The sequence below is a fragment of the Acinetobacter kyonggiensis genome, from assembly GCF_900107285.1.
Lineage (GTDB): Bacteria > Pseudomonadota > Gammaproteobacteria > Pseudomonadales > Moraxellaceae > Acinetobacter > Acinetobacter kyonggiensis.
In genome coordinates, this window is record NZ_FNPK01000025.1 from 1 (window position 1) to 25,527 (window position 25,527).

Here is a 25,527-nt window from a genome sequence, read left to right on the forward strand (position 1 = left end):
ATTGCCACACGCTATGACAAATTGGCTCAAAACTTCCTGTCAGCAATCTATCTTGCTTCAACAATAATTTGGCTTAATTGATGACACGCCCTAGCAAAATATCAGGATCATGTATTGAATGTATCACCTGATTTTTTTGCAATAAATTGATTAAGGTCTGCTTGTAGCTATAGGGTGCATACAAAATATGTTCATATGGCATATCTACCTCTAATAAATGACTCAGTAGCATCGGAAATGGACGTCCTGAACTATCTTCGCTACTAATTAAGTTTGCTACCAGAAACTTAGTTTCTTGAGGGTTGGCAATGAAAAAATCTAATGCAGGCAGTTTTGGATAAATACGACTGAAATCTGGTGATTGCATTGCATATTCAAGTGCTTCAGTCATCCATTGATCCATTAATTGAATTAAAGTCGACTGCCCCCGTGTCTTTAAAAAATCTCCATGTGCAGGACATTTCCCATAATAAAGTGGAAAAGTTTTTATTTTATACATAATAACTCTCCCGCTTCTTTGTTGTCCTATTCCGTATTTTTTTATAGATCATGGGCGAGTTCCATTAAGATCAGCGAATACAGAGGTCGCATTTGTTTTAAGTGCTGTAGCAGGTAAAGGTGCTGCTTGTGCTGCTACGACACGAACCGAATTATTATTTACCACTTGATCGACCAACCGCATTCCAATATAGCCACGACTAGAGCCAATATGATCCGAAGCGCCACTGATTAAACGGAAATTTACTTTTACAGCTAAGTTAGGGTTTTGTTGATTTTTCCAAATCATTTCAAAATAACCACTGTGTTGAGTGCGCTGTGCATTATCAATTAAACGGTTAATTCCATACTCACCCGGTTCATCAAAAATCGTGTGTGTCTGCCCTTCTAAATCGATGACTGTAATACGTGCACCCGGAATAGATTCTTGATTTGGCCACACAAAATTTACCCATTGTTGGACTCCATTTTCATAGACCATACGTTGACCATCAATATCAATGGTATAAGAAAGTAATTGAGCATTTTCTAATGGATAAAACTGGAAATTTGACTGATTGACTGTTGTTGGAGCAGCTGCTTGGTTTAGCTCTCCTGTTGCCATTCCATTGCTGGGCGCAACATAATTTTTGAAATTCATCACAAATTGAGGATTCAAGCTAATCCCTAAGTCTTTCCATGTTTTAGACGTTAAGGTATAGCCTCGACGAATCACCAATGGATCAAGATGATCTTTAGCAAAGCGTGCAATACTGCCATTTTCACCAAAAATTTGTCCAATTTCATTGCTCGTTGCTTGTAATGTCGCAGAAGAATTAAATGGATATTTCTGACTTAAATTATGTGTAAATGGTTGATTTGCCTGTATTGTCCATAATTTATTGATTTCATCCTGTGTTGGAATTAATAGACTATTGAATGATTGGGTGAGTGGACTCATCAATAATTTTTGTAATAACTGTTGATCAATTTCATTCAATCCAACAGACATTTTTTCATCAACTAATTTTTGTGTGCCATTAAAAACAGAATTTTGCTCATTAATGGTTTGCTTAACCAAAGTCATGGCTGTAGGACCAATATCCCCTACACTTTTTAAATCATTAAACTTGCTACGGACCTGTGCAATGGATTGCATGTATTCATCAAGCAATGACTTATTCTGTTGGTCATCTCGCTTACGAACCATTTGGTAGAACATTTGGAATTCTGTTGAAATCACCCCTTGGGTTTGATTCGATGCTTGTTGCGTAATTTGGGCTTTATCATGCTTTAATACTTTACGTTTAAACCATGCCACAAAGCCTGTTTGCGGAGCAGCCAATTCTGCTTGAACGATAGGATTATCCCAGCTGGTTTCCTTAGCAATACGATTCATCAAAGAACGAATAGGTGAATTTTCAGGTTCCCCTAAAACGTCAATATTGTTCGCTTGTTGTTTGAAATCATTGGTTTTTGCATAGTGAATGCCATTTAAAAATTTACGCCATTCCGCTATATATTCTTGCTTATACAATTGGGTTAATTGCTTACGAATTTGGTTTGGGCTACCACTAAAAGTCAAGTCATCCGATTGTGTGCTGTTTAAAACCCAATCTTTGCTATCTGTTGGACGATTTGCCGCCTCATCAATGGCTTTTTCTATATGTTCAGACCATGCTTGATGGGTAAATATACCGGGCAAAGCATAACTACCGAGTACGGTGTTTTGGTTATTTTGACCGACCAGTTGTTTTATAGTGAGTGCAGGAAATCGAACGGCTGCACGCATTTTAATTTCATTATAGACGCGGTCACGTGCAGGTATCCCTTGAATGATAGATACTAGAACTTGACGAGTTTGATCGACAAGTAATGTATCCGACTCAAGTAATGGAAACTGACGATCATGGGCTAAAGTTATCGCATAGGATAGAATTTGCTCTGCTTTTTGCAGCATTTCACCACGTGGCATTTGTCCGCGATTAGAATCTAACCAAGAACGCCAAAAACGTGTCACTTGATCACTTAAATGACTTGAATCCATATATTGCGGATTACTCATCATCAAATAAGCTTTTAAAGCATTATAAGCATCTTGTGGGCTGGTTTCAGATGGTTCTAAATATTGTTGATTTTTAGAAACTTTTTTAATTTCTACATAGACATGATTGGCTTTTAACGTCGCTTCATTATTTTTGATATGTTGTAAATATAGGGCAATATTTTTTTGGGCTGGTTGTAAAATAATTTGCTTCACCCCTTTTAAGTATTCCACTTTTAATTTTTCGCGTAGTTCATTACCTTGATATAAACCAAAGCCAAATTTAATTGGGCGATTTTCAGAAAATTGATCCAGTTGCTGCATTCGGTCTTGTAAAATCAACAAGGCATTTATTTGTGTTGATAATTCTTGTCCTGATTGTTTTTCTAATTGTACGACTTTGTCTAAATCTGCTTGAACATCAGCAATTAGCTGTTGATTATTACGATATGACCATACCCATATACTTAAAATAATGGATACAGCTAACAATGCAGTCATAAATGCAAGGTAACGTTGTTTTTTGCGGCTAGGGTTAATATGTTGTTTGACTAAATTTTTATCTTTTAGAATCACCTCTGAAAATAAACCTTTAAGAAAATAACCATGATTTTGTGAAATAACATTGGTTGGAATACCATTTTCATTATTCATACTTTTCGATAAATGAAAGTCTTGTGCAATTTGCTCAGTCATTGGGCTTTCAATGACACCTTCTTGTAATGCACTGGTAAAATAAAAACCACGAAATACAGGCTTAAACTGATATGGATTTTCTTCAAATAATGTGCCAATAAATGTTTTAAGTGCGGGTTTTAAGCTCTTAAACTCTAAAGGAAATGTCATTACGCTGGGTGAAATGTTTTGAGCATAACGTCGACTCAGGTGAGTACTACTCACCCCTTTTAAACCGTCATATAAAGCAGAATAATGCTGTTCAAACAGCTCTACTGCATTATTTTCAGCGTTCGGATCATAAGTTAATGTTGTTCCCCAAACTTGATCAAATTCATTCGCTTCGTAACATTCAAAAAACTCAGTAAATCCTGCAATTAAATCCATTTTGGAAAAGACCAAATAAACAGGTACAAAAATTTCTAAATGTTCGGTTAAGTCTTGAATACGTGCTCTTAAATTTTTAGCCAATTTAAGTGATTTTTCAGGACTCTGGCTAATCAGTTCTGCAATACTAACGATCACAATTAAGCCATTCACGGGTACTTTAGGACGTCCTTTCTTTAATAAACCCAAGAATCCTAACCATTCTGAGCGATCTTCAGCATAAACTGAATAACGCCCCGCTGTATCCAGTAAAACCCCTTCAGTTGAGAAAAACCAATCACAATTTCGCGTGCCACTTAATCCAGATGACACCATTTTTTGATGTGATTCTTCAAATGGAAATTTCAGCCCTGAATGATAAATAGCGGAACTTTTACCCGCAGCAGGATTACCAATCACCATATACCAAGGTAATTCATATAAGGCAGCATTGCCCTTTTTATCGCCCAGTTTCGACTTACGAATCAATTGGATAGATTGTCTAACTTGTTGGTTTATCTGTTGTAATTCATCTTTGTCTTTTTGCTGAACAGATTCTACCCGTATATTATTTTCAATGACTTCCGCAAGTACTTCACCTTGTTTGGCATGATGATATTTTTGCATTAGCCAATAAATAGCATAGCCAATTAAAGCCAAAATGTAGGCTGTGACCAAAGCCCAAAAAACATTTCGGGGAATAATGTTATACGAGGAAACCAATGCGACTAAAAAAGACAGTGCAATAATGGCTTTAGGATGAGTTACATACTGCCAGACATAACCTAAAATGGTATAAAACATGTGATTCTCGTTATTTTATTAATTTTTATGAATATTTTAAATAAGTTATTTTTAATTTGATTTTATTCAATATCAGTTTGAAAAAAAGCATGCGTTGAAGCTTGATCGGTACTATATATCATTGCGGTAAACTCCTCTGGTAAATGCATGCCTAACATAAAGCTAAAAATTTTTGCTAATGATTGTGTATGTCCAAAACTTTGTTTGGGATATAAAAAATGATGTGTATCCACCGATGTCCGCGCAAAGGTTTGGGTAGTTTTTTTTATGGATTTAAGATCTGTTGCATCATCTAATATCAAGATAAAAGGATCAGACTGCTCTGTTTGCGTTACAGGATTGGTTATCATCTGATGGAAAAAACTTGATAAATCATCAGCATTTAATGCAACTTTCAGCATTCTAATGACGTCTATATGATTTATTTGTGTATCTTGAGCCGAGACACACCAACTTGAGGCAAATTCTGCCGCTAAATAATGTTCGGTTCCCCACATTTGTTCATCAAGCCATGCTTGATCAATTTCAGAATCGACATTCATCACCAACGATATTTCATCAGGTTGGGTTGCTATCTGGCCCAATAAATTCAACCAGTTTTGATATGAGCTTTGTTGAGCAATAAAATGATATTTAATCTGAATCTTCTGCGAAATAATGCCCAATGATTGCATAAATTGAAATAACATCTCACGGCTAGCTGATTCATCCCATATATCTAATAAGTTGTCTGCTAATAAGACATGAATATTCAAGTAATTTAAACGTGAAACTGGTTCAACCAACGGTTCAAAATCTTCATATTGATCAATTTTTTCATCATTTAAAGTATCCCAAGCAGGATGTATACGATACTGGTAGGCAAATTCCGCATCATAAAAAAGAGCAGATCTTTTTAAATGCTCAGCCACCTGCCATAGAACTTCAGTTTGTTGCTCTAATTGCTGTTGAATTAAAGCTTTAATTCGCAATATACGTGCATTGTCTAAATCAATATCGTCGTCATATTGCGATTGTTGCAAATCATCATCAAGCGCTGTAATTCTGTAGGATAAAACAGGTAAACCATAAGCATTGGTCAAATTACCATCCAGTTCTGGACTTCTAAAATTCTTCATTTGCTCAAAAATACTCTCATTTTCACCCAATGCACTCACAGCAAATGAGGAAAAAATCTTTAAAGTGAGCCATTGAATCGTTTCTGCCTTTATATTATTTTTTTCTTGTTCAAGGTGATTCAATTTTTGCTGTTGTAATTGCATTTGTTGTTGTGTTTCTTTACGCTTTTTTTGATGTTGATAAGCTTGATAAGTTAAATATGGTGAAAGCATTATTAGAGATAATACTGCGGGTAATAAAATAAAATATCCGATTAGATCAATACTTGATGGATCATATTGAATATCCCGCCAATAATAAATAATTGCCATGCTGACGAAGATAAAAATACCACTAAAACTTCCGATCAAGAGTTTAATCATAAAATATTCCCCAATAATGCATAACATGTTTCTGAGTTATGTTCAGCAGCATGTTTTGGCATTAAAAAAGCCCCCTGCATTAAACCGATTTCTGATTTAGAATCTAAGCACAGTGGCTGTATCTGTTCTTTTTTTAGAATTAACCGCACATCAACCATTAACGTTGGACTACACCAAGTGGATAGTATTTTTTTTAGTTTATTACTCATTTTTTGTTTCGGTAAAAAGCTGAGATAGTCTTTTCTAGATAATGGGCCGACTTGTATTTCAATTTTCCCATCAATTTGTCGAATATTTTCACCACAAAAACTATTCACGCCCAATAGACTGGCATTCAAGCCGCCTAGCGTTGTTTTTTGTTCATCTGCTAATTTAAATTTTTCCTCAACAAACTCTGTTATTGTAAAATTAGTTTTAAAAATACAACTCAACATAGTCATTAAAGCATAAGCGGTATTATTTTGACCTTGCATTAGCCCTGAAAATTCTGCGAAATAATCGTCTAATTCAGCTTGTTCTTGTTGTGAACTTACATAGCCATTTAAGGCATGTAAAATATCAAGATAATCATTTTCTGCTTCTATTTCATAACGTATAGGTAAATGATATGCCAAACTTGCATCTACATATTGCGCTGTCAATTTGTGATTAAATAAACTTAGAAAATTAATGGTTTCTACTTTTTGCTGACGATTACTTTGTTTAATTTTATGGGTATAGGTATAAGGCAAAGCACCTTGCATTCCAGTTAAACCGACCATTAAATTGGTTAAATAGATACGTTCATTTTCAAACTTGAGTGTTTCAATTTCAGAAACAGGAAAATTAAGATTTAAAGAACTATAGAATTTAAAATCATTCGCCCAATACCGTGTTGTAGCTGAATAAGGTCTATGTCGCAACAAACGTGTGGCTTGAATAAACTCATAAGATGTAGGTCTTGTAATTAAATCATCAACTACAGAGGCTTCTTGCCACCAACGTTCTGCACGCATTGGTATAACTCCTGTTGTGTATTTGAATCCGTTACGACCAGATCGACATAGCTATTCATTTGAACTTTTAAACTAAAAACATGGCTCAAAAGTTGTGTGAAAATATATAGACTGTGTCCCCTAAAAATGTGTGAATCAATGAGTAAACTTACCTTTACACCACGTACAAACAAAGGAAAAGGTTTCGCTTCAACCAACTTTTGTGTCAACGAAAAATCAATTTTTTTAATAGAATCAATAATGAGGTGGTTTTGTTTTAATTTAGGCAAATTATAGAGTTCTAAAAGCTCCTTAATATGACTGATAGCATCTCCTTTCATTAACGATAAAGTATTGAGTGAAAGATGAGAAATAATACGCCATTGTTCCTTTTTATTTTGCTCAAAAGAATAAGATAGCGTTGGTCTTTTCAAAATAAGAGCATGCCGTGCTAAACCACTCTCATTTAAGTTGAGTATATTATTGGCTTGACTGAGTGCCTCATGTGGTAAATTTCGGTTGGAACATAAGAGCCGAGAACTAATAAAATCAGATTTGGTACTGTGTGGTAACAAATGCTTAGAAATAATGGAATAGCCTGTTTCAGGCAGTTTATTCGGTAATTGGGTTGAATTCAGGCTATAGAAAAATTGGACATCATCTTGCTGATAATGACTCATCGCAAAGAATGGTAAAATAGGAAAAACCACCTGATCTTGATTACTTTTTTCGCGAATCATATTCATTTGAATAATAGAATAGACTTGATAAAATTCTGGGTGATGTATATCTGTAATTAATGAATATTCTAATTGTTTATGATTAATTTTTTGTGGTTCGGCTTGCTTATGAAATAAATTAATAATGGGTGTTGAAAATAGTTTAAAATTCGCAATATTTAATTCTGTATAATTTTGAATACAGGCTTGATCATTTAAATTCAACTTTAAATGAATCAATAGTTCAAATCCATTTTGCTCTTGCTTTAAGTGCTTTAAAAAACTTAAATTCAGATTGAGATAATTAAATTTTTCAGCAAAACAAAAATATTCCATCAATAAGCGATAAGCATGATGGCTGTGCTGATCGATGGGTAATAAACTCTCTTGTTCCGTAAAACCAATCATTTCAAATGGATTATTAATTTCAATAATCTGGTTGCCCATTTTTAATGAAAAACTTGTACTCTTATAAAAAATGCTATCTAAAACTTGTAAAGGAAAATTAGAAATAGCATCCAAATAAATAGCTAACTTTTCATGTATTAAATGGTTATGACTTTGATTAAAAATTTCAAAGCTTAAACTCATGGTCGCATTTTGATTTAAGTGCATATAAGCACTGGGATTGGTCTTAAAATTCAACTGGCTTAATAGAATAGGTAGTAATCGAACAGCGCGTGTCGTGGTAAATTCACATTGTACTCCTTTAAAACTACGCGACTTCAATGTTGTCGATTGAGGAATCTCATGTACTTGGTTGAGTTTTTTAATTTTATGAATATCTTCAAAACTGACTACTGAACATGCTGGAAAAGGTTTGAGATATTGAGGAAACATCACCTCAAATAATGAACGTGTGAAAACCTCGTAGCTATCGGCAAGCTTTTTATCAATACGAGCCGCTACCAATGAAAAAGCTTGAATCAAACGTTCAATGTGTGGATCATCAATTTGTTCTTGATTAAGCGATAAGCGCTGCGCAATTTTTGGATATTTTTGTGCAAATTCACGCGATTGCTGCCCAAATTCTTGTAATTGTTTTTCATAATACGGTAACAGTTCTTCAATCACAGAAAGCCCACTTAAGATCGTGCCGAAATAACATATTGTTGTGTTGTTGGTTTTAATAAAGCATCAAAAATAACAGGTTCAAATAAAGGATGAATATTTAAGTACGCATGGATGCTTAAATATAAGGCTCCCATGTTTTGACCATCGAGTAACATTTCGACTTTAATTTGTCTAAGCCTTGGTTCATGTGCAGCAATCGACTGCTCAATGGATTGACAAATTTTGTCCCGATCGCTTGGATTGGCAGTCGATAGCCCAACAAAATCAATAATTCCGAATTGTAAAATGGATTGTTTGGCCAAAGGAAACTGATCAATTAAGTGATCCAATTTAGCCATTCGACTATTCAGTAAATCCTCTAAATCCGAGGCTATGGATTCCCGTAATTCTTGAAGAGAGATTCCTCTATCATGATGATCAGTTTCAGGCAATAAACGGTCAAATAGTGTTGTTCTAAAGCCGTAAGGATATAATTGGTCTAAATTCATATTTTACTTATTTTAAGATCAAAGATAAAAAACAGTGGCTAAGCGCTGTTAACCACTATTTTTTTCACACTGTTTTTGTCACAAGATTATGCAGCGTATGATGCAGTATTATTAGAAAGTGACCATTTTTTAGTCACAGCACCTTTTTGCGTACCATTAATATCTTGTTGGTTATAAGTCCATTCTACTGCCGCATATTTCAAACCAAATGATTCAGTGGGTACTCCTTCTTGATTTACACTGGGTATGACATTAGAAACAAGCACATGTTTTAATTTGATTTGAAGATATTTAATCCGCTTATCACCATTCGCACGGTAAAAATCGATTTGAACTTCATCAAAGGTATAACCCGCTGAACACGCTTCCCAAAGTTTTGGACTTGTTGCATCTAAATCTTTGACAAAAATCATATCTGAATGTTCAACACGTTCAGCAGTATGACCACCTACACTTGATGATGTTGCTGATTTTGGTTGACGCATATTGTGTGCCCAAGAGTTCACTTCTAACCAATCTTTGTGCTCCGTATCACGAGACTCGCCATCAACCTTATACTTTCCTCGAAATTGTACATATATGTCTTTCATTTTTTTGATTTTCCTATTTTAATTTAAAGTTATTATAAAATTGTACTCTTCTTAATGAGAGGACTGAGGTAACTCAGTAACGAGTCGTAAGGAAACGGATAACTCATCCAATTGAAAATGTGGTCTAAGAAAGACCACTGACTTGTAATGCCCAGGTTGAGCTGGGTTTTCTACAACTTTTACAGAAGCTTCACGAAGCGGATATTGTGCTTTTGCTTCCTGAGAGGCTCCATCGTCTAGCAAAATATATTGTGATAACCATTCATTTAGAAACGCTTCAATATTCCCAGCAGAAGCAAAACTACCCACTTTATCTCGCATCATGGCTTTTAAATAATGGGCAATACGAGAAACAGCCATAATATATTGGATTTGACTGGATAAAGCAGAATTGGCATTTGCTGTATCACTATCATATTTCTTCGGTTTTTGTGTCGATTGAGCACCAAAGAACGCTGCATAATCGGTATTTTTACAATGAACCAGTGGAATAAAACCTAAGTCACTGAGTTCTTTTTCTCGACGATCAGTAATGGCAATTTCCGTTGGACATTTAAAGACCACTTCCCCATCATTGGTTTTAAATGTATGTACGGGTAAACCTTCAACCAACCCGCCACCTTCTACACCACGAATGGCCGCACACCAACCATGCATATCAAAGGCATTGGTTAAACGTGTTGCAAAGGCATAAGCAGCATTCATCCATAAATATTCATCATGCTTTTGACCTGAAACAGCTTCAACAAAGTTAAATCCTTCCGTCGGTGTACCATCTTTAGGATGATATGGCAGACGTCCTAATACTCGTGGCATGGTTAATGCGACATAACGAGCATCATCACTTTCACGAAATGAACGCCATTGCACGTATTCTGCCGTTTCAAATATTTTTGAAACATCACGTGGTCGATCAATATCAGTAAATGACTCTAGCCCAAGCATATTGGGGCTTGTCGCAGAAATAAAGGGCGCATGTGCTGCGGCAGCAACATGAGAAATTTGTTCCAATAAATACATATCTGATGGCGTACGATCAAATTCAAAATCACCAATTAAAGTGGCATATGGTGCCCCCCCAAATGAACCATACTCTTGCTCATAGATTTTTTTAAATAAAGTACTTTGGTCAAAATCTGTCGCACCCTGAAAATCTTTAGTCAGCTCTTTTTTAGTCGTATTTAACATACGAATTTTAATTAAAGCGTGTGATGGCGTTTCTTGGCAGAAATAATATAAACCACGCCATGTCGATTCAATTTTTTGAAATTGCTCATGATGCATGATTTTGCTTAATTGGCTGGAAATTAAAGCATCAATTTCTGCAATTCGTTTATCAATAGATAGAGTCATATTTTCAGAAATAACAATGGTTCCATCCATGACTTCTTTGGCTAATTCTGCAATGAGGCTTTTTGCCCGATGATGCTCTTCATCATTACGTGCAATACGACTTTGCTCCACAATGCTGTCAAGTAAAGTTAATTCTTTGTCATTGATATAGGTCGCAGTTGCAGCATGAACATTATTCATATTCTGCCTCCATGCTTAACTTACGCACCTGATCGGTATTTTGTAAAACTTCATCAAGTAAGTCTTCAAGACGTTCATTATTTGAAATTTTATTACGCAAATCTGTTAATCGTTCACGTGCTTCAACTAATTTTCGCAAAGGATCAACCTGTAGGACCACATTTTCTGGACGAAAATCTTGCATGCTATTAAAGGTTAAATTTATTGCTAAAGATCCCTTTTCTTCCGTAAGCATATTTTCCACTTGGAAAGCTGCACGTGGCGCAAGAGATGTCATGACCTCATCAATGTTATCTAAATCTACATTGATAAATTTTTTATCTTTTAATTTGGTTTTTTCTAACTCAGAAGCCGCAGAAAAGTCACCCAACACCCCAATAACAAAGGGTAACTCCTTAATTTCTTTAGCATCCCCAACTTCAACATCGTAAGTCAGTTGTACACGAGGTGGGCGGATTCGTTGTAATTTTTTTTGCACACTTTCACGTTTAGCCATGAATATGCTCCTATTTTAGTTATTTTTAAATGAAGAAAATGGGCTTGAACCCGAAGCTGTTGAATTTGTATTTTGTGCTTTTATTGCTGTGGTGGAGGCTTTCACCGATGTTTTTACTGGAGGTATATTTATACTTTTTGCTCGACTAAGCTGCGGTTTTTTATTGTTCGAATAATGAGATGAAGAAAGCTTTTTGGACGCTTCTTTTATTGATTTTTTATTCTTTGCTATACTTTGCATCTCAACTTTAGATGCTGAAGCATCAAGTATTCCTAGTGATGTACGAATACTCTCTGATAATTTTTTTGCTGCTGGATAGGTCATTTCAGGACTTAAATAACGCAATTCATGATTACGCATATGCTGTAAAGAACTTTGTGCAATGCCTACTCCTGCAAGAAAAGAGACATCTGTAAGTGCTGTATGCTGAATATTTTGCTTGCGTAAACTATCTACCAGTTGTAATGCTTTTAAATTTTTACCCAGTTGTTGAAATCTTTGTGCGGCTTGAATAGACAATTCATTCTTTAATTCAATGTTTTTCTTATTCTTTTTATCACAAATTTGACTATAAATATTGAGTAAGTCTGGATCTGTTTCATCAGTCACCAAAGGATAATCTTGAATACATCCTTTTTTAAGTTCAATTCGATGATCATCCGCAAATGTGAATTGACTCACCATGATCATGACAACTATGGATATAAAAAATATACTTTTATTCAAAGTCTGCCTCTACTCTAATTATTCTAAGTTTAAAATTTAATTATTAGTATGAGCAAAATCACTCTCATGATTTCCCCAGTTTTATTTCAATTTTTTATAATTTCAAATCAACGCTGCGAATTTAACAAAAAATAGTGATACTAAGTCAACAAGAATATTAACAATAACTGTCAATATTTGACATTTTTTATAATTTTTATAATTTTTATAATTTTTATAATTTTTATAATTTTTATAATTTTTATAATTTTTATAATTTTTATAATTTTTATAATTTTTATAATTTTTATAATTTTTATAATTTTTATAATTTTTATAATTTTTTTGTGTGAAACAGCAAAATAAATCATATATATTTTTTGATTTTTCAAAAAAATGTGTAGAATACGCCAAATGCTTTCACACATAAAAATATAAATCATTGTTTTAAATAACAATTAAATTAAAACTGATTACGTGATGAAAATACAATAAAAATTAATAGTGATTTTATAAAATTGAGTATCATATGAATAATTTAAAAATTTTGATTACAAAATTATCTTCTAGTGCCCGTATAGCACTGGAAAAATCAGCCAACAGCTGTATAGCTCAACACAATTATGAAATCGAAATTGAACATTTCTTTTTAGAATTACTACAGCAAACTACAAAAAATGATTTACAACTTCTTCTAGAAAAATACCAGATTTCGACGAATGATTTAATCGATGACTTAAAAGAAAGTATTTCGCAATTACCGAAAGGCAATAGCCGTACCCCAATCTTTGCCAAATCAATTATTCATTTATTCGAACAAGCTTGGTTATTGGCTTCTGCTGAACAAAAACCAGTGATTCGAAGTGGGCATTTGCTGATTGTTTTATTAATCGCTTCTGATCTTTATCAAATTGCAGTGCGTGCTTCAAGTTTGTTTGACCTGTTCCCTATTGATCGCATGAAACATCATTTTTTAGAGATATGTTCACACAGTATTGAACATTTATCTGAACAAGATTTAAGTAATAATCATCCAATAAAAGGCAATAATCAACCTGAGCAAACTCTAAAACAAACACCAGCTCTAGATCAATTTACCAGTAATTTAACTGAAAAAGCCAAAAATGGTGAAATTGATCCTGTGATTGGTCGTGAATTTGAAATTCGCTTGCTACTCGATATTTTAATGCGCCGTCGTCAAAATAATCCGATTCTAACGGGTGAACCTGGTGTAGGAAAAACCGCAGTTGTTGAAGGTTTAGCGCTTAAAATTGCCAATAATCAAGTTCCAGACGCTTTAAAAAATGTACATTTACATGTTCTCGATATGGGCTTGTTACAAGCAGGTGCAAGTGTTAAAGGCGAATTTGAAAATCGTTTAAAACAAGTGATTAGAGAAGTTCAAAATTCAAGTCATCCTATTATTTTATTTATTGATGAAGCGCATACCTTAATTGGTGCGGGTGGGCAAGCTGGACAAAATGATGCTGCAAACTTACTAAAACCTGCTCTAGCACGCGGTGAATTACGTACCATTGCTGCCACAACATGGGCTGAATATAAGCAATATTTTGAAAAAGATGCGGCATTAAGTCGGCGTTTTCAAGTGGTTAAGATTGAAGAGCCAACGGAAGCTGTTGCCGTTGATATGTTACGGGCAATGATTCCTGTCATGACACGTCATTTTAATTTACAAATTGATGATCAAGCGATTGTTACAGCCGTACAATCATCTCATCGGTATATAAGTGGACGCCAACTGCCAGATAAAGCCATTAGCGTACTTGATACAGCAGCTGCGCGTGTTGCATTAACGCAGAATGCGCAACCCGTAAAGTTAGATCAACTGCAAGCACAACGATATAACTTACATCTTGAACGTGAAATTCTGGAAAATGAACATAAAAATCGTCCCATTCATGATGAACGTTTAGCAGAATTAGGTCAGAAAATTGGGGCTTTAGATACTGAAATTACCAATACTGAACAACAATGGAAAGCTGAACTCAAACTTGTTCAACAGATTCAAGCTATAGAACAACAAAAACAATCTCCTGAATACTTAAATCATAAATACTTAAATCATAACAAGGAAGCAATCAGTGCCCTTCGTCAACAATTGGCTGTTCTGCAAGGAACAACAGCATTGGTATTTGAACGGGTTAATACACAGATTATTAATGAAATTATTTCAGATTGGACGGGTATTCCTATAGGGAAAATGGTCAATGATGAAATCAAGAAAATTTTAACTTTGCAAGATAAACTTGCAGAACGTGTAATGGGACAAAATTATGCTTTGCATCAACTTGTACAAGGTATTCAAATATCTAAAGCAAAACTTGAAGACCCAAATAAACCACAAGGCGTATTTTTATTGGTTGGCCCGAGTGGCGTAGGTAAAACAGAAACAGCTCTAGCACTTGCCGAGGAATTATATGGTGGAGAATCTCATTTAATTACGATCAATATATCTGAATATCAGGAAGCACATACAGTCTCTGCATTAAAGGGAGCGCCTCCTGGCTATATTGGTTATGGTCAAGGGGGTATTTTAACCGAAGCTGTTCGTCGTAATCCATATAGTGTTGTATTGTTAGATGAAATTGAAAAAGTGCATAGTGATGTTCAAGAACTATTTTATCAAGTTTTCGATAAAGGGATGCTTGAAGATAGTGAAGGTCGTTTAATCGACTTTAAAAACACTACCATTCTTTTAACCTCTAATGTCGGTTCAAATGCAATTATGCAAGCCTGTTTAAACGTACCTGTTCAGGAATGGCCAACAGCAGAAGTATTAATTGATCAATTGAAACCCAATTTATATCAAAAATTTAAACCTGCATTTTTAGGTCGTATGCGTGTCGTGCCGTACTTTCCTTTACATGATGATTTACTGGCACGTATTATTAAGTATAAATTAGCTAAAATTACGACTCGTTTAGAAAAACAATACGCTAGTAAAGTAACCCACAGTGAAGCACTGATTGAATTACTCCTCAGCCGTTGTACTGAAGTTGATAGTGGTGCACGTAATGTAGACCATATTCTGAATTCTTCAGTATTACCTGCTTTAGCAACGAAAATTTTAGTTTGCTTAGCAGAACAGAAATTACCAAAACAAATATTTATTGATGTTCAGGCCGACGAAATTATCTATCAACTTGATCCTGTCATGAAAAACATAAAAAAACGTAGCACTAATAAAATTAAAGCTATAGAAGCATAAATTAAAATTTATAAAATAGTATAAAGGCATAATATGAGTTTAAAGCTCGAACCATTATTAAAAGTCATCTCCGATGAAGCCTCTTGCGGGATGGATTATTCATTTTCAAATGAATTTCATGCGATAAAAAAGCAAAATCTCAAGATGATCCATTGCTAGATCAAGGTGATTGGATTGCGGAACCAAAACTGGTCGATTGGCAGTTTGTAAATACAAAATCCATTGAGCTATTAACTGAGAAAACCAAAGATATTCGGTTATATAGTTGGTTAATTGAAGCATGGTCAAACCTATACGGTTTTGCAGGCATAGCTAAAGGTCTAGAACTCACCCATCTTAGCTTAAGTGGTTTTTGGGCATTATTACATCCAGAAATTGAAGATCAAGATTTAGATCAACGTCTAGGATTGCTACAAGGGTTAATTAATCAATTACCGATATTAATTAAGAGTATTCCAATTTCAAATGCTTTGCCTTTTTATTCTTTAATTGATTATGACGGCTTATTACATCAACAAAATTTATGCCGTAAACAGACTGAAGATCATGATCAAGTCCAAGCGAATGCATCAATTGAGCAATTTGAACAAGCTCTGATTAATACGTCAAAATCTTTTCAATATCAAAGTTATCAAGATTTTTTAGCAATTTTAAACCAGTGGGACATTTTAAAAAATGTACTGAATGGCTTAATGAACATAGATGCACCCAGTTTTGCATCCATAGATTCACAATTAGAATCGATCCATAGTAGTTTAAAAAAAATATATAAAACGGATGCGATTGGCTTACAAGAAATTTTGCCAAATCAGTCTATACCTGTTCTTACAACAGCCATATCGACCGAAACGATTCAAACACCTCTTGATCAAGTAGCGACAACGAAACCACAAAACTTTCAACCACAGGCTCAAAATCATTTGAAAAATCGTGAACAAGCTATGTACGTTTTACAAGAGATTGCCGATTATTTCAAAGTTAATGAACCTCATAGCCCTGTGAGCTACATGCTACAAAAAACTATTCAATGGAGTCAGCTACCACTGCATGAATGGCTAGCGCAAGTGATTAAAAATGAAAATCCTTTAGAAATGGTACATGAGCTTTTGGGTGTGCAAAAAAATATGAATGATACAAATAACGATGGGTAAATTTAATGTTTAAAGCAGAAAAAATTCTTTGGGGCGAAGGTTTATTTTTACGTCCACAACATTTTCAATTACAAGATGCCTATCATGAACAGCGCTTGAATCATATCATTCGTGCAACCATCCCCTTTTCGTATGGTGTGCAATCGATTGCATTTGATGAAGTGCAATTAAACACCCATGTTTTGGCTTTAGAAAAAGTGGAGATGATTTGGCAAGATGGCGAGATTTACCAAGCACCTGCACGTGATTTATTACCCAAGCCAATTCAGCTTGATGATTTAAATTTACGCGGTGAAATGACGGTTTATTTGGCTTTACCAATTATTCAACCGCACAAAAAAAATATTTCTTATGATGAAAGTGCTCAACCGAGCCGTTATCACTCACATTTAACAGAAACTCATGATTTATTTACCGATGCAACTGTAGCAAATATCACATTATTAAGGCGCCGTGCAGAATTTAAAATTTTTGAATCCAGTATTGAACCGAATCATGAACTAGATGGTTTCTTATATTTGCCAGTGGCTAAAGTGAAGCGTCAAAGTTCAGGCAGTTTTGAATTAGACCATAAATTTATTCCGCCGATCTTGCATATTGCAGCATGTGAAACGCTCATTTCAGCGTTAAAACGCACTCTAAATATAATTAAGGCAAAAATTAAAACCATTCAAACCAATAATCGTGAGAATGAACAAAAAATTATTGAGTTTCGTTCGGGAGATATTGTTTCTTTTTGGTTGGTCAATGCCTTAAACACGGCACATGCAACATTGAATCATCTTTTGCAATATCCACATATTCATCCAGAACGATTATTTTTCGAATTATTACGTTTGACGGGATCGCTGCTTACCTTTTCTACTGCCTATGAAGTCGACCAATTACCTGTTTATAAACATCATTATTTACAAGAAAGCTTTTCACAATTAGATTTTATTTTACGGGATTTACTCGATACGATTATTTCAAATCGCTATATCAGTATTGCTTTAAAAGAAGTTAAACCATCTTATTGGCTAGGAAGTCTAGAATCAGACAAAATTACGCGAGACACACGACTTTATATTGCAGTTTCAAGTGGCATGATGAAGTCTCATGACCTTATTCAATTGGTTCCTCTTCGCTTTAAAGTGGGCAACTCAGTAGATGTTGAACAACGTGTTGTTGCCGCACTTCCTGTAATTCCTTTACAGCACTTAATGCAAGTTCCTACCGCAATTCCGATCCGTTCTGGTGTGAGCTACTTTGAAATTGAACCCAATAATGAGTTGTATCAACGAATGCTCGATGCTCAATCAATTTGTATTTATATCCCCGCAGGTTTCCAAGATATTTCAATTGAACTTATTGCGGTAATCAATAGCTAAGGAAGCAGGCAATGAATATAAATAATACGGTACATTCGCTTTTTGAAGATGGATTGATTGGTATCGGCCTAAACCCTGCATTGGCACAATCAAAAATGAGTAGTGCAACCAATCTTATTGATTTATTACATGATGGTTTCTATATTGTTTTTTTATTGAAGCAGCAATATATTCCGTCTAATGTTGATGAATTTCGGGATAAAATTTTAAACTTATTAAATCGCTTTGAAAATCAAGCACGAAAACTACAATTTTCGGCTGATGATATTCATGATGCAAAATATGCCTACTGCGCATTACTTGATGAAACAATCGTCACCCAAAAAAGTGCTCAATTTTTTGATTTACAAAATAATTGGATGATTAGTCCATTACAGTTAAGTCTTTTTGGTTCACAACTTGCCGGTTATCGTTTTTTTGAAATATTAGAATCTCTTCGTAGCCAAGGTAAAGATCGACTAGCTGCTTTAGAGGTTTTTCATTACTGTATGTTACTTGGCTTTTATGGAAAATTCCGTATAGAGTCTATAGAAAATCTAAATCATCTGGTGATCCGTGTAAGTGATGAAATTGACTTTTTAAAAGGTAAAAAACCTTCTTTCTCACCATTTTCAGCCTTACCTGATCATATTAAACATATTATTCATCGTGAATTACCATTTTTTTGGATTTTAATATTTTTGATCCTTTTTGCTTTGTTGTCATTTATTGGCTTAAATTTTATGCTTTTAAAGCAGAATGATCAGGCACTTTCTAAATATCAAAATATTATTAGTCCACCTATAGAACAAGCCTATATCACCATCCATTTACCATAAAGAAAATAAAAAATGGCAAACAATAAACAAAGGTCTTTAAGACTATTACAACCTGTAAAAAAGAGAAATAACTTACTCGTTTGGTATGGCGTTTCAGGCTTCTTTATTGGTGCTATTTTTAGCTTAATTACCGGCTATATTTATTTAAATAGTCATGAAATTCAAAAACCATTAGCAGTAATCAATACACATCCTTCTGAACAAAAATTTTTAGAGGAACATGATGATTCTGTTGCTAGCATTTTAGAAAAAGACCCAGCTCAACAGGAGATTATTCATAATGATTCATCTCTTAAAGATGAAAATCTTGAGCATACTGCTGAGTTTCCACAACCTCAAAATATGGATTTGAATCAGGCTTTTTCACATCATCGTGATCCGAAAAAAATGACTTCAAATTTAAATAACTTAAAGGACACGGTTAAAGAGCATCAAATTACTGCAAAAAATAGTGCTGATTCCAAGGTAGTACTAAAAACAGAAACAGCTAAATTAACATCAACGAATAAAGCACAAATAGCACAAGACAGAGAAAAAGAAAATCTGCTACTTAAAGAAAATACTATTGCAGTAAATGAACCTCCTCAAGCTTCTGTACAAATTACAGTAACGAGAACACCAATCATCTCGAAAGAAACCGCCGTGTCTCCATGATTATTGCTATTTTTATTGGTTTTATTTTTGTTTCAAGCAGTTTGGCCTTATTATTTTCTTATGAATTACGTCATAAAGTACAAGATTTTTTTGTCATTCTTATTCCACAAAGTAAAAAGCAACTTCATTGTGCTAAACAGTTTATCCAACAACTCAATGATGCAGCTGCACCTGAGCAAGTTCAATCGCACTGGCATTTACAGCAATGGTGGATTCTTATTTCTGGCTTTTTGTTATTTAGCAGTATCTTAATTTTTGCTTTTACACGACCCATTAATCCTACCAAAATTGAAGCTGACTATTTAAGAGACGTTGATCCTCAAATTTATAGCTTGCTTGATGGACAAATGTTGTCTCCCCCAGCTGAGGTAAATGCATCGTTAATTGAAGAAGCAATTATGGCTGAAAGCCAGCTTGATACACAACATAGTGTGCAGGCTGAAACATTTAATCCCAATATTGAAGATCTGCATATGCAACATTCAAATAGTGATATTGCTTCGGCTGATCGTAAATGGCATAAAATGAATCCGCGTTATAAACAGCGTTTACTCATGGTCTTTAAAATTATGCAAGAACGTCATGGTTATGAAATGGTTTTATTAGAGGGTTATCGCAGTCCAGAACGTCAAAATTTATTGGCGGGTAATCGTCATATTACCCGTGCCAAAGGTTTCCAAAGCTATCATCAATTTGGTTTGGCTGCCGATATTGCATTTAAGCGTAATGGTAAAGTGGTTATTTCAGAACGTGATCCAGAAGTTATGAAAGGCTACCAATTATATGGTGAAGTTGCTGAATCTGTGGGTCTAACTTGGGGTGGTCGCTGGAAGTCCATTCAAGATTATGGTCATACTGAATATCGTATGCCGGGACTAAGAAAAACAGCTGAAATGGCCGAGCAGTTAACTTCAGAAGGTCAACTGCTGGCTCATGATATTCCTTAATTTAAGAGCAGCAGCTCAATTTAAATAAAGCTGTCACTTAAAATTTAGTTTAAATATTTTTTGATTTGATCAAGTACTTGTTGGGTCTTTTCTGCATGTAACCAGTGCCCTGCATCTGCTACAACTTGAATTTTAGCTTTTGGAAATTGTTGTTCAATTGCTGCGAAATGTTCAGTTGTACTGATATATGCAGATTCTCCCCCTCGAATAAAGAGTGTTTCTTTGTTGTATGGTTGAATAGCATCCCAATGTAAAATATCAGAATAATGCTTAAATAAGGCATCGACATTAAAAAGCCACCGACCTTGAGAAAAAGATTTCATTAAAAATTGAATCACCATTTCTTCATGTAAATATTCACGCATGATTTGGCTTGCTTGTAGACGACTTTCAACTTTTGCATTTTGTACTGCAAATAATGCTTTAAAAATTTGATCATGGTGGTTTTGAGTGTATGCAAATGGTGCTATATCCAAGATAACCAATTGCTTAATTCTTTCACCTGCTTGATGAACCAATTGCATTGCAATTTTGCCACCCATTGAATGACCAATGACAGAAAATGTTTGAATGTTGATGCAATCAAGCGTATCCAAAATATCTTGTGCCATTACAGCATAATTCATTTCATCTGAATGCGCTGAAAGCCCATGATTACGGACATCTATTTGAATGACAGAATGAGAGTTATAAAATTCACGAGCAAGCATGGCTAAATTACTTAAACTCCCAAAAAGACCATGAATAAATACAATAGGTGTTTTTTCGGTTGCTGTTTCATTGGAATGAATTTGATAATTTAGAAGCATAAATTTCTTTTAACAATTTAAGATTGATTTATATTTGATGATAATAGGAATTTAATCAATTGCTATTTTTTAAAAATATTATTTTACTTAGGCTATTTATAGCATATTTAAAATACGATTAAAAATGTTTATAAAAAAATAGTTGGTTTATTTAATCAGCACCGTAATTTAACAAGTCAAATGAGCAGCTTCTCATTTCAAAAAACCAGAAATATTGGTTATTTAAAATAATTGAATGGTAGTTTTAAATAACGAATTCCATTGCCTTCTGGTTCAGGGAATTTCCCTCCATTCATATTAATCTGAATCGCAGGTAAAATCAGCTTAGGCATTGCAAGTGTGGCATCACGGCGATTACGCATTGCTACAAATTCAGCCTTTGTTGTTTGATCATTGATATGAATATTTGTGCTCTTCTGCGCTTGAATACGACTTTCACAGCGATATTGATGTCGACCTTCAGGTAAATAATCATGGCAAAGGAAAACACGAATATTATCAGCTAACTGATAAAGCATTTTTACCGAATCAAATAAAACTGAAGCACTACCCTTCGGAAAATCGCACCGTGCTGTTCCATAATCTGGCATAAATAAGGTATCACCGACAAATACAGCATCACCTATCACATAACTTAAACATGCAGGCGTGTGCCCAGGCGTTGGTATGTTATATGCAATTAATTCACCAATTTTGAACTGTTCATGATCCTCAAATAAATAATCAAATGCTTGCTGGGCGTTAAAGTGCTTGATATCTAAATTATAAATTGAACTAAACGTCTCTTGTACAATGGCAATTTTCTTACTCATCGCAATTTGACCGTTTAAACGTTCTTTTAAATATTGTGATGCTGTTAAATGATCTGCATGGACATGTGTTTCTAAAATCCATTCTACGCTTAGGCTATTTTCTTGAATATAATTCACAATTAAATCAGCATTTGTGGTTTTCGTTGTTGCAGATGCAGCATCATAATCTAAAACACTATCGATAATGGCGCATTTTCCGCTGATAGGGTCAGCTACGACATAACTAAAGGTATTGGTCTGCTCATCAAAAAAATGCTGTACCCGTGGATGTTGTGTCATGAATTTCTTCCTGCCCATTTATGATGAATCAATAAACCTGCGAACATCGCGATAATAAAGTAAATTGCCTGATAGTAGCCTAGGCCAATTAAAGTTAAACTCGGTGCTGGGCAAATCCCCGCAATCCCCCAACCGATTCCAAAAATCGAACTCCCAATCAGCAATTTAGAATCGATTGTATTGTTTTTAGGTAAATCAATCGCATCACCATATAATGTTTTTGGCGCACGATGACGTACTACTTGTTGAAATGGAATAAATGCGACAGCAATCGCCCCTAGCATCACAAATGCAAGACTTGGATCCCACTGACCAAATATATCAAGGAAATTTAATACTTTTTCTGGATTAGACATACCTGAAAGAATTAAACCAATTGAAAATAATCCACCAAATACAAAAGCCAATATATTTTTCATTTTAGAACGCTCCAATGATATGACGAATGAGATAAACAGTAACAAATCCAGCAAACATAAAAGTCAGGGTTGCAATCATTGAACGCTTAGAAAGTCGACTTATTCCACAAATACCATGTCCGCTGGTACATCCAGAACCCATACGCGTACCAAAACCGACCAATAATCCTGCAACAATCATCATTAGTGGGCTTGCATTAAGTTCAATATTTGGCGTTTGTACCATGCCATAAAAAAATGGCACTACAAATAAGCCCAATAAAAACCACAGTGCAGGCGTCTTAAATATCGTTTGCAAATTTAACACTTGAGCAATTAAACCACTGACCCCTGCTATACGACCATTGACATATAAATAGCCCACGACAGAGAGACCTAAAAGTGTTCCACCTAGAAATGCGAGTAGGAAGTCGTGCATGATAGAGCGCTCCAAAACAATATACTTTTATATAATATATTTAAAAATATATCAAGTGCCGTAACTTTATGGATCATGGATTGAGAAGTTTATTTTATTGACATCTTTTGGGAGTTTGGTTGAGTTGCCTAGTTGGAAAGGAGCTATATTAGCCAACGGTTTTATACTTAAATTATTTTAATATGTACGCGGCATATACAATATAAAGTATGGTTAAATTTTGTTTAATCTATGGAAAACCTTTTAGAGATCCAGACTGATGCCACTGACTAAGTCGCCTAATACATCAATTAAATCACTGCCTAATTCTGCTAAATCAAATACATCTAATCCTGAAGTAATTTCTGTATTGTTATTCTTATCTTGTTGCTCTTGCTCAACCTCTTTTCCATCAAGATCATCAATAATTTCTATCTTTTCAGAAGACTGAATGTTTGTCATTTTATTTAAACCTTAGTTATTGATTTCGTATTTATTATTTAATTTTATGAACTACATTTTATAATATACACAATGTTGTTTGTTTTTAAAGATGATCTTTAAAAATCTTTTATTCTGCTGTGAAATCTTTAAGTACTTTTTCTGCAAACCACCACGGTAAATGTAGAACATCAGGATTCATTTTCAAGGTTTCTGCTGATTGAATCTCGGCAATAAATGCAGCCTTTTCGCCATTTGAAGAATTATCAAATAAATACGCTCGATCACTGGCATCTACTGCTTGCATTAATAAATCCATACTACGGTAATAGCGTTCTACAATCTTCTTTTCAGGCACAGGATGACCGCCCACACTCACTCGATACTGAACTCGAGCAATATTAATCAGCGGATCGACAGTCGACACATAATACAAATAGGTTTTAAAGCCTTGGCGTTGTGCCTCTTGCAGAAATTCCACTTTAGAAATATGTGACATCACTGTTTCAAAAGTAAAACTGATCTTTAAGCGTAAAAATTCTAAGCGAATATAATCAATGATACGCGCACAAAGATAAGAATCTATTTCTGAGCTAGCAAATTGAATGTTGTAGTCATCCAATAAAATGGGATCAAGTTTCAGTAAAGGAATGAAATTGCCAATTTGAGGGCGCTTTTTTTGCTTTAAAAAATCAATCAAATCTTGTGCTTTTAACACAGAATGATAAACCATCAAATTTAATTGATGAGTCGTATTCAACATTTGTTCTAATTCATCAGCATTTAAATAAGCCCCAATATGATGGGGCAATAAATATTCTTTGACTGTGCTTTTTCCAGACCCATTAGGACCAGCAAACATTCTTATTCTTGGTTGAGGCATTAAGTTATACAGCAGCCTCTTGTTTTTTCTTACGTTTTAATACTTTAGGAAGATGATCAAGCGTGACATAGCATTGAGATAAGTCTTGAAGAACAGTCTCAACCCCATTTACTTCACGTTGTACCAGTTGCTGCTCTTTTGCGTAAACGACGGTCGCAACCGAACATGCTTTATTAAAGGCATGACGAAAGGCATGTATAGCAAGTTTAGGAATCATATCATCCTCATATTTGCTTGCCTTCATAAGGCTGTAATAAGCTGTCATAGAACAACTCCCGTTACACAAGTTATATTTCCATCTTATATTAACATAGTACAAATAATTGTCTATTTATACACCAACATAGAAATGTAACGACTGACTGGATAAATTCGCTATTTAATCATGTCGTTTCAGTAAAACCGTTAGATCTAACTCCTATTCTAAAAAAAGAAAAGCCACTGATTTAGTGGCTTAAAAAACATAAATATCTAAAAGATTAACCTCAGTATGCTCTGGGAAATATCTAGACCAGAATTTTGGCCTTAATCTTCTTTCCAAACATCTTCGTAATCTTCACGGTCAATCATAAAACGAAAACCTTCTGCCAAAGCTAAGTACGGTAGCGCTTCAGGTAAAATATCCTGTAACTCTCGAACAGTCATGGTTTGGAAAAAATCTTCACCCGCTTCAAGTTCCCCACCATAAATAAACCAAGCAACATTTTCTTCTGTTTCAGGCTTTTTACGAATACCAACAATCGGTTCTTGATTTAATGTCTCTACAGCAACTGCAACAACATCATCACCACTCACTTTAATATAGGCAGAATCAAACTCCTCACACAATAACTTTTGTTCTGCGATGAGTTCTTCTAAAGGAGATTTCTGGATCATTGCTTATACCTTGCTA

The 25,527-nt window shown here is 34.6% G+C and carries 22 protein-coding genes and 2 pseudogenes; 6 read left to right on the forward strand and 18 right to left on the reverse strand.

Annotation, left to right across the window (positions count from 1 at the left end):
• Positions 1-82: 82 nt before the first annotated feature.
• From tagF to BLV99_RS14955, 10 genes and pseudogenes are all read right to left on the reverse strand, one after another.
• A pseudogene (gene tagF, locus BLV99_RS14910) lies at positions 83-499 on the reverse strand (type VI secretion system-associated protein TagF); the annotation flags it as partial.
• Positions 500-547: 48 nt separating this feature from the next.
• Complete coding sequence (gene tssM, locus BLV99_RS14915) at positions 548-4,366, reverse strand: type VI secretion system membrane subunit TssM (protein WP_092692139.1); 3,819 nt, start codon at positions 4,364-4,366, stop codon at positions 548-550.
• Positions 4,367-4,428: 62 nt separating this feature from the next.
• Positions 4,429-5,847 carry a hypothetical protein gene (locus BLV99_RS14920; protein WP_092692142.1) on the reverse strand — a complete coding sequence of 473 codons (1,419 nt, stop codon included), beginning with the start codon at positions 5,845-5,847 and terminating at the stop codon, positions 4,429-4,431.
• Positions 5,844-6,842, reverse strand: a complete 999-nt coding sequence (gene tssG, locus BLV99_RS14925) for a type VI secretion system baseplate subunit TssG (protein ID WP_092692144.1) — start codon at positions 6,840-6,842, stop codon at positions 5,844-5,846. Before tssG ends, BLV99_RS14920 begins: the two co-directional genes overlap by 4 nt.
• Positions 6,806-8,614, reverse strand: coding sequence for a type VI secretion system baseplate subunit TssF (gene tssF, locus BLV99_RS14930; RefSeq protein ID WP_092692147.1), 1,809 nt, complete (start codon positions 8,612-8,614; stop codon positions 6,806-6,808). Before tssF ends, tssG begins: the two co-directional genes overlap by 37 nt.
• Positions 8,615-8,625: 11 nt before the next feature.
• Entirely contained in the window at positions 8,626-9,102 is a 477-nt protein-coding gene (gene tssE / locus BLV99_RS14935) for a type VI secretion system baseplate subunit TssE (RefSeq protein ID WP_086185874.1), read from the reverse strand.
• Positions 9,103-9,188: 86 nt separating this feature from the next.
• The gene (locus BLV99_RS14940) at positions 9,189-9,692 is read right to left on the reverse strand and encodes an Hcp family type VI secretion system effector (protein WP_092692149.1); all 504 of its coding nucleotides are present in this window, start codon (positions 9,690-9,692) and stop codon (positions 9,189-9,191) included.
• A 51-nt stretch (positions 9,693-9,743) separates the two neighbouring features.
• The gene (gene tssC, locus BLV99_RS14945; RefSeq protein ID WP_092692152.1) at positions 9,744-11,225 is read right to left on the reverse strand and encodes a type VI secretion system contractile sheath large subunit; all 1,482 of its coding nucleotides are present in this window, start codon (positions 11,223-11,225) and stop codon (positions 9,744-9,746) included.
• Positions 11,218-11,721 (reverse strand): type VI secretion system contractile sheath small subunit, encoded by a 504-nt coding sequence (tssB, locus tag BLV99_RS14950; protein WP_092692154.1) that lies wholly within the window; start codon positions 11,719-11,721, stop codon positions 11,218-11,220. Before tssB ends, tssC begins: the two co-directional genes overlap by 8 nt.
• Positions 11,722-11,736: 15 nt before the next feature.
• Positions 11,737-12,447, reverse strand: a complete 711-nt coding sequence (locus tag BLV99_RS14955; protein WP_139243565.1) for a hypothetical protein — start codon at positions 12,445-12,447, stop codon at positions 11,737-11,739.
• A gap of 508 nt (positions 12,448-12,955) precedes the next feature.
• On the opposite strand from BLV99_RS14955, the gene tssH reads away from it, so the two are divergent.
• The 6 genes and pseudogenes from tssH to BLV99_RS14990 all read left to right on the forward strand — a co-directional run bounded on the left by tssH (position 12,956) and on the right by BLV99_RS14990 (position 20,595).
• A complete protein-coding gene (gene tssH / locus BLV99_RS14965) occupies positions 12,956-15,655 on the forward strand; it encodes a type VI secretion system ATPase TssH (protein ID WP_092692159.1) in 2,700 nt (899 codons plus the stop codon).
• Between the two features lie 33 nt (positions 15,656-15,688).
• Positions 15,689-16,806: pseudogene (gene tssA, locus BLV99_RS14970) on the forward strand (type VI secretion system protein TssA).
• A gap of 5 nt (positions 16,807-16,811) precedes the next feature.
• Positions 16,812-18,176, forward strand: coding sequence for a type VI secretion system baseplate subunit TssK (gene tssK / locus BLV99_RS14975; RefSeq protein WP_092692161.1), 1,365 nt, complete (start codon positions 16,812-16,814; stop codon positions 18,174-18,176).
• A gap of 11 nt (positions 18,177-18,187) precedes the next feature.
• Positions 18,188-18,994: a type IVB secretion system protein IcmH/DotU gene (gene icmH / locus BLV99_RS14980; protein WP_092692164.1), complete on the forward strand. Its 807-nt coding sequence runs from the start codon at positions 18,188-18,190 to the stop codon at positions 18,992-18,994.
• A gap of 12 nt (positions 18,995-19,006) precedes the next feature.
• The gene (locus tag BLV99_RS14985) at positions 19,007-19,648 is read left to right on the forward strand and encodes a hypothetical protein (RefSeq protein ID WP_092692166.1); all 642 of its coding nucleotides are present in this window, start codon (positions 19,007-19,009) and stop codon (positions 19,646-19,648) included.
• Positions 19,645-20,595: a M15 family metallopeptidase gene (locus BLV99_RS14990; protein ID WP_092692169.1), complete on the forward strand. Its 951-nt coding sequence runs from the start codon at positions 19,645-19,647 to the stop codon at positions 20,593-20,595. The genes BLV99_RS14985 and BLV99_RS14990 overlap by 4 nt, the downstream gene beginning before the upstream one ends.
• 44 nt (positions 20,596-20,639) lie before the next feature.
• Here the strand turns inward: BLV99_RS14990 and BLV99_RS14995 are convergent, their stop codons facing one another.
• The 8 genes from BLV99_RS14995 to BLV99_RS15030 all read right to left on the reverse strand — a co-directional run bounded on the left by BLV99_RS14995 (position 20,640) and on the right by BLV99_RS15030 (position 25,511).
• Complete coding sequence (locus BLV99_RS14995; RefSeq protein WP_092692171.1) at positions 20,640-21,404, reverse strand: alpha/beta fold hydrolase; 765 nt, start codon at positions 21,402-21,404, stop codon at positions 20,640-20,642.
• Positions 21,405-21,622: 218 nt separating this feature from the next.
• Positions 21,623-22,495 (reverse strand): MBL fold metallo-hydrolase, encoded by an 873-nt coding sequence (locus tag BLV99_RS15000; protein ID WP_092692173.1) that lies wholly within the window; start codon positions 22,493-22,495, stop codon positions 21,623-21,625.
• Entirely contained in the window at positions 22,492-22,914 is a 423-nt protein-coding gene (locus tag BLV99_RS15005; RefSeq protein WP_092692175.1) for a DUF6691 family protein, read from the reverse strand. Before BLV99_RS15005 ends, BLV99_RS15000 begins: the two co-directional genes overlap by 4 nt.
• 1 nt (position 22,915) lies before the next feature.
• Positions 22,916-23,332 carry a YeeE/YedE family protein gene (locus tag BLV99_RS15010; RefSeq protein WP_086185691.1) on the reverse strand — a complete coding sequence of 139 codons (417 nt, stop codon included), beginning with the start codon at positions 23,330-23,332 and terminating at the stop codon, positions 22,916-22,918.
• 243 nt (positions 23,333-23,575) lie between these two features.
• Positions 23,576-23,773: a hypothetical protein gene (locus BLV99_RS15015; RefSeq protein ID WP_092692178.1), complete on the reverse strand. Its 198-nt coding sequence runs from the start codon at positions 23,771-23,773 to the stop codon at positions 23,576-23,578.
• A gap of 109 nt (positions 23,774-23,882) precedes the next feature.
• On the reverse strand, positions 23,883-24,635 hold the full coding sequence (locus BLV99_RS15020; protein WP_092692180.1) for an ATPase: 753 nt from the start codon (positions 24,633-24,635) through the stop codon (positions 23,883-23,885).
• Between the two features lie 4 nt (positions 24,636-24,639).
• A complete protein-coding gene (locus BLV99_RS15025) occupies positions 24,640-24,900 on the reverse strand; it encodes a hypothetical protein (RefSeq protein ID WP_086185694.1) in 261 nt (86 codons plus the stop codon).
• A 260-nt stretch (positions 24,901-25,160) separates the two neighbouring features.
• Positions 25,161-25,511, reverse strand: coding sequence for an immunity protein Imm33 domain-containing protein (locus BLV99_RS15030; RefSeq protein ID WP_092692183.1), 351 nt, complete (start codon positions 25,509-25,511; stop codon positions 25,161-25,163).
• Positions 25,512-25,527 lie beyond the last annotated feature (16 nt).

Excerpts from the sequence above, each read along its gene's own strand:
- tssM (WP_092692139.1), bottom strand. The coding sequence starts at position 4,366 with ATGTTTTATACCATTTTAGGTTATGTCTGGCAGTATGTAACTCATCCT.
- BLV99_RS14920 (WP_092692142.1), bottom strand. The coding sequence starts at position 5,847 with ATGATTAAACTCTTGATCGGAAGTTTTAGTGGTATTTTTATCTTCGTC.
- tssG (WP_092692144.1), bottom strand. The coding sequence starts at position 6,842 with ATGCGTGCAGAACGTTGGTGGCAAGAAGCCTCTGTAGTTGATGATTTA.
- tssE (WP_086185874.1), bottom strand. The coding sequence starts at position 9,102 with ATGAATTTAGACCAATTATATCCTTACGGCTTTAGAACAACACTATTT.
- BLV99_RS14940 (WP_092692149.1), bottom strand. The coding sequence starts at position 9,692 with ATGAAAGACATATATGTACAATTTCGAGGAAAGTATAAGGTTGATGGC.
- tssC (WP_092692152.1), bottom strand. The coding sequence starts at position 11,225 with ATGAATAATGTTCATGCTGCAACTGCGACCTATATCAATGACAAAGAA.
- tssB (WP_092692154.1), bottom strand. The coding sequence starts at position 11,721 with ATGGCTAAACGTGAAAGTGTGCAAAAAAAATTACAACGAATCCGCCCA.
- tssH (WP_092692159.1), top strand. The coding sequence starts at position 12,956 with ATGAATAATTTAAAAATTTTGATTACAAAATTATCTTCTAGTGCCCGT.
- tssK (WP_092692161.1), top strand. The coding sequence starts at position 16,812 with ATGTTTAAAGCAGAAAAAATTCTTTGGGGCGAAGGTTTATTTTTACGT.
- icmH (WP_092692164.1), top strand. The coding sequence starts at position 18,188 with ATGAATATAAATAATACGGTACATTCGCTTTTTGAAGATGGATTGATT.
- BLV99_RS14985 (WP_092692166.1), top strand. The coding sequence starts at position 19,007 with ATGGCAAACAATAAACAAAGGTCTTTAAGACTATTACAACCTGTAAAA.
- BLV99_RS14990 (WP_092692169.1), top strand. The coding sequence starts at position 19,645 with ATGATTATTGCTATTTTTATTGGTTTTATTTTTGTTTCAAGCAGTTTG.
- BLV99_RS14995 (WP_092692171.1), bottom strand. The coding sequence starts at position 21,404 with ATGCTTCTAAATTATCAAATTCATTCCAATGAAACAGCAACCGAAAAA.
- BLV99_RS15000 (WP_092692173.1), bottom strand. The coding sequence starts at position 22,495 with ATGACACAACATCCACGGGTACAGCATTTTTTTGATGAGCAGACCAAT.
- BLV99_RS15005 (WP_092692175.1), bottom strand. The coding sequence starts at position 22,914 with ATGAAAAATATATTGGCTTTTGTATTTGGTGGATTATTTTCAATTGGT.
- BLV99_RS15010 (WP_086185691.1), bottom strand. The coding sequence starts at position 23,332 with ATGCACGACTTCCTACTCGCATTTCTAGGTGGAACACTTTTAGGTCTC.
- BLV99_RS15015 (WP_092692178.1), bottom strand. The coding sequence starts at position 23,773 with ATGACAAACATTCAGTCTTCTGAAAAGATAGAAATTATTGATGATCTT.
- BLV99_RS15020 (WP_092692180.1), bottom strand. The coding sequence starts at position 24,635 with ATGCCTCAACCAAGAATAAGAATGTTTGCTGGTCCTAATGGGTCTGGA.
- BLV99_RS15025 (WP_086185694.1), bottom strand. The coding sequence starts at position 24,900 with ATGACAGCTTATTACAGCCTTATGAAGGCAAGCAAATATGAGGATGAT.
- BLV99_RS15030 (WP_092692183.1), bottom strand. The coding sequence starts at position 25,511 with ATGATCCAGAAATCTCCTTTAGAAGAACTCATCGCAGAACAAAAGTTA.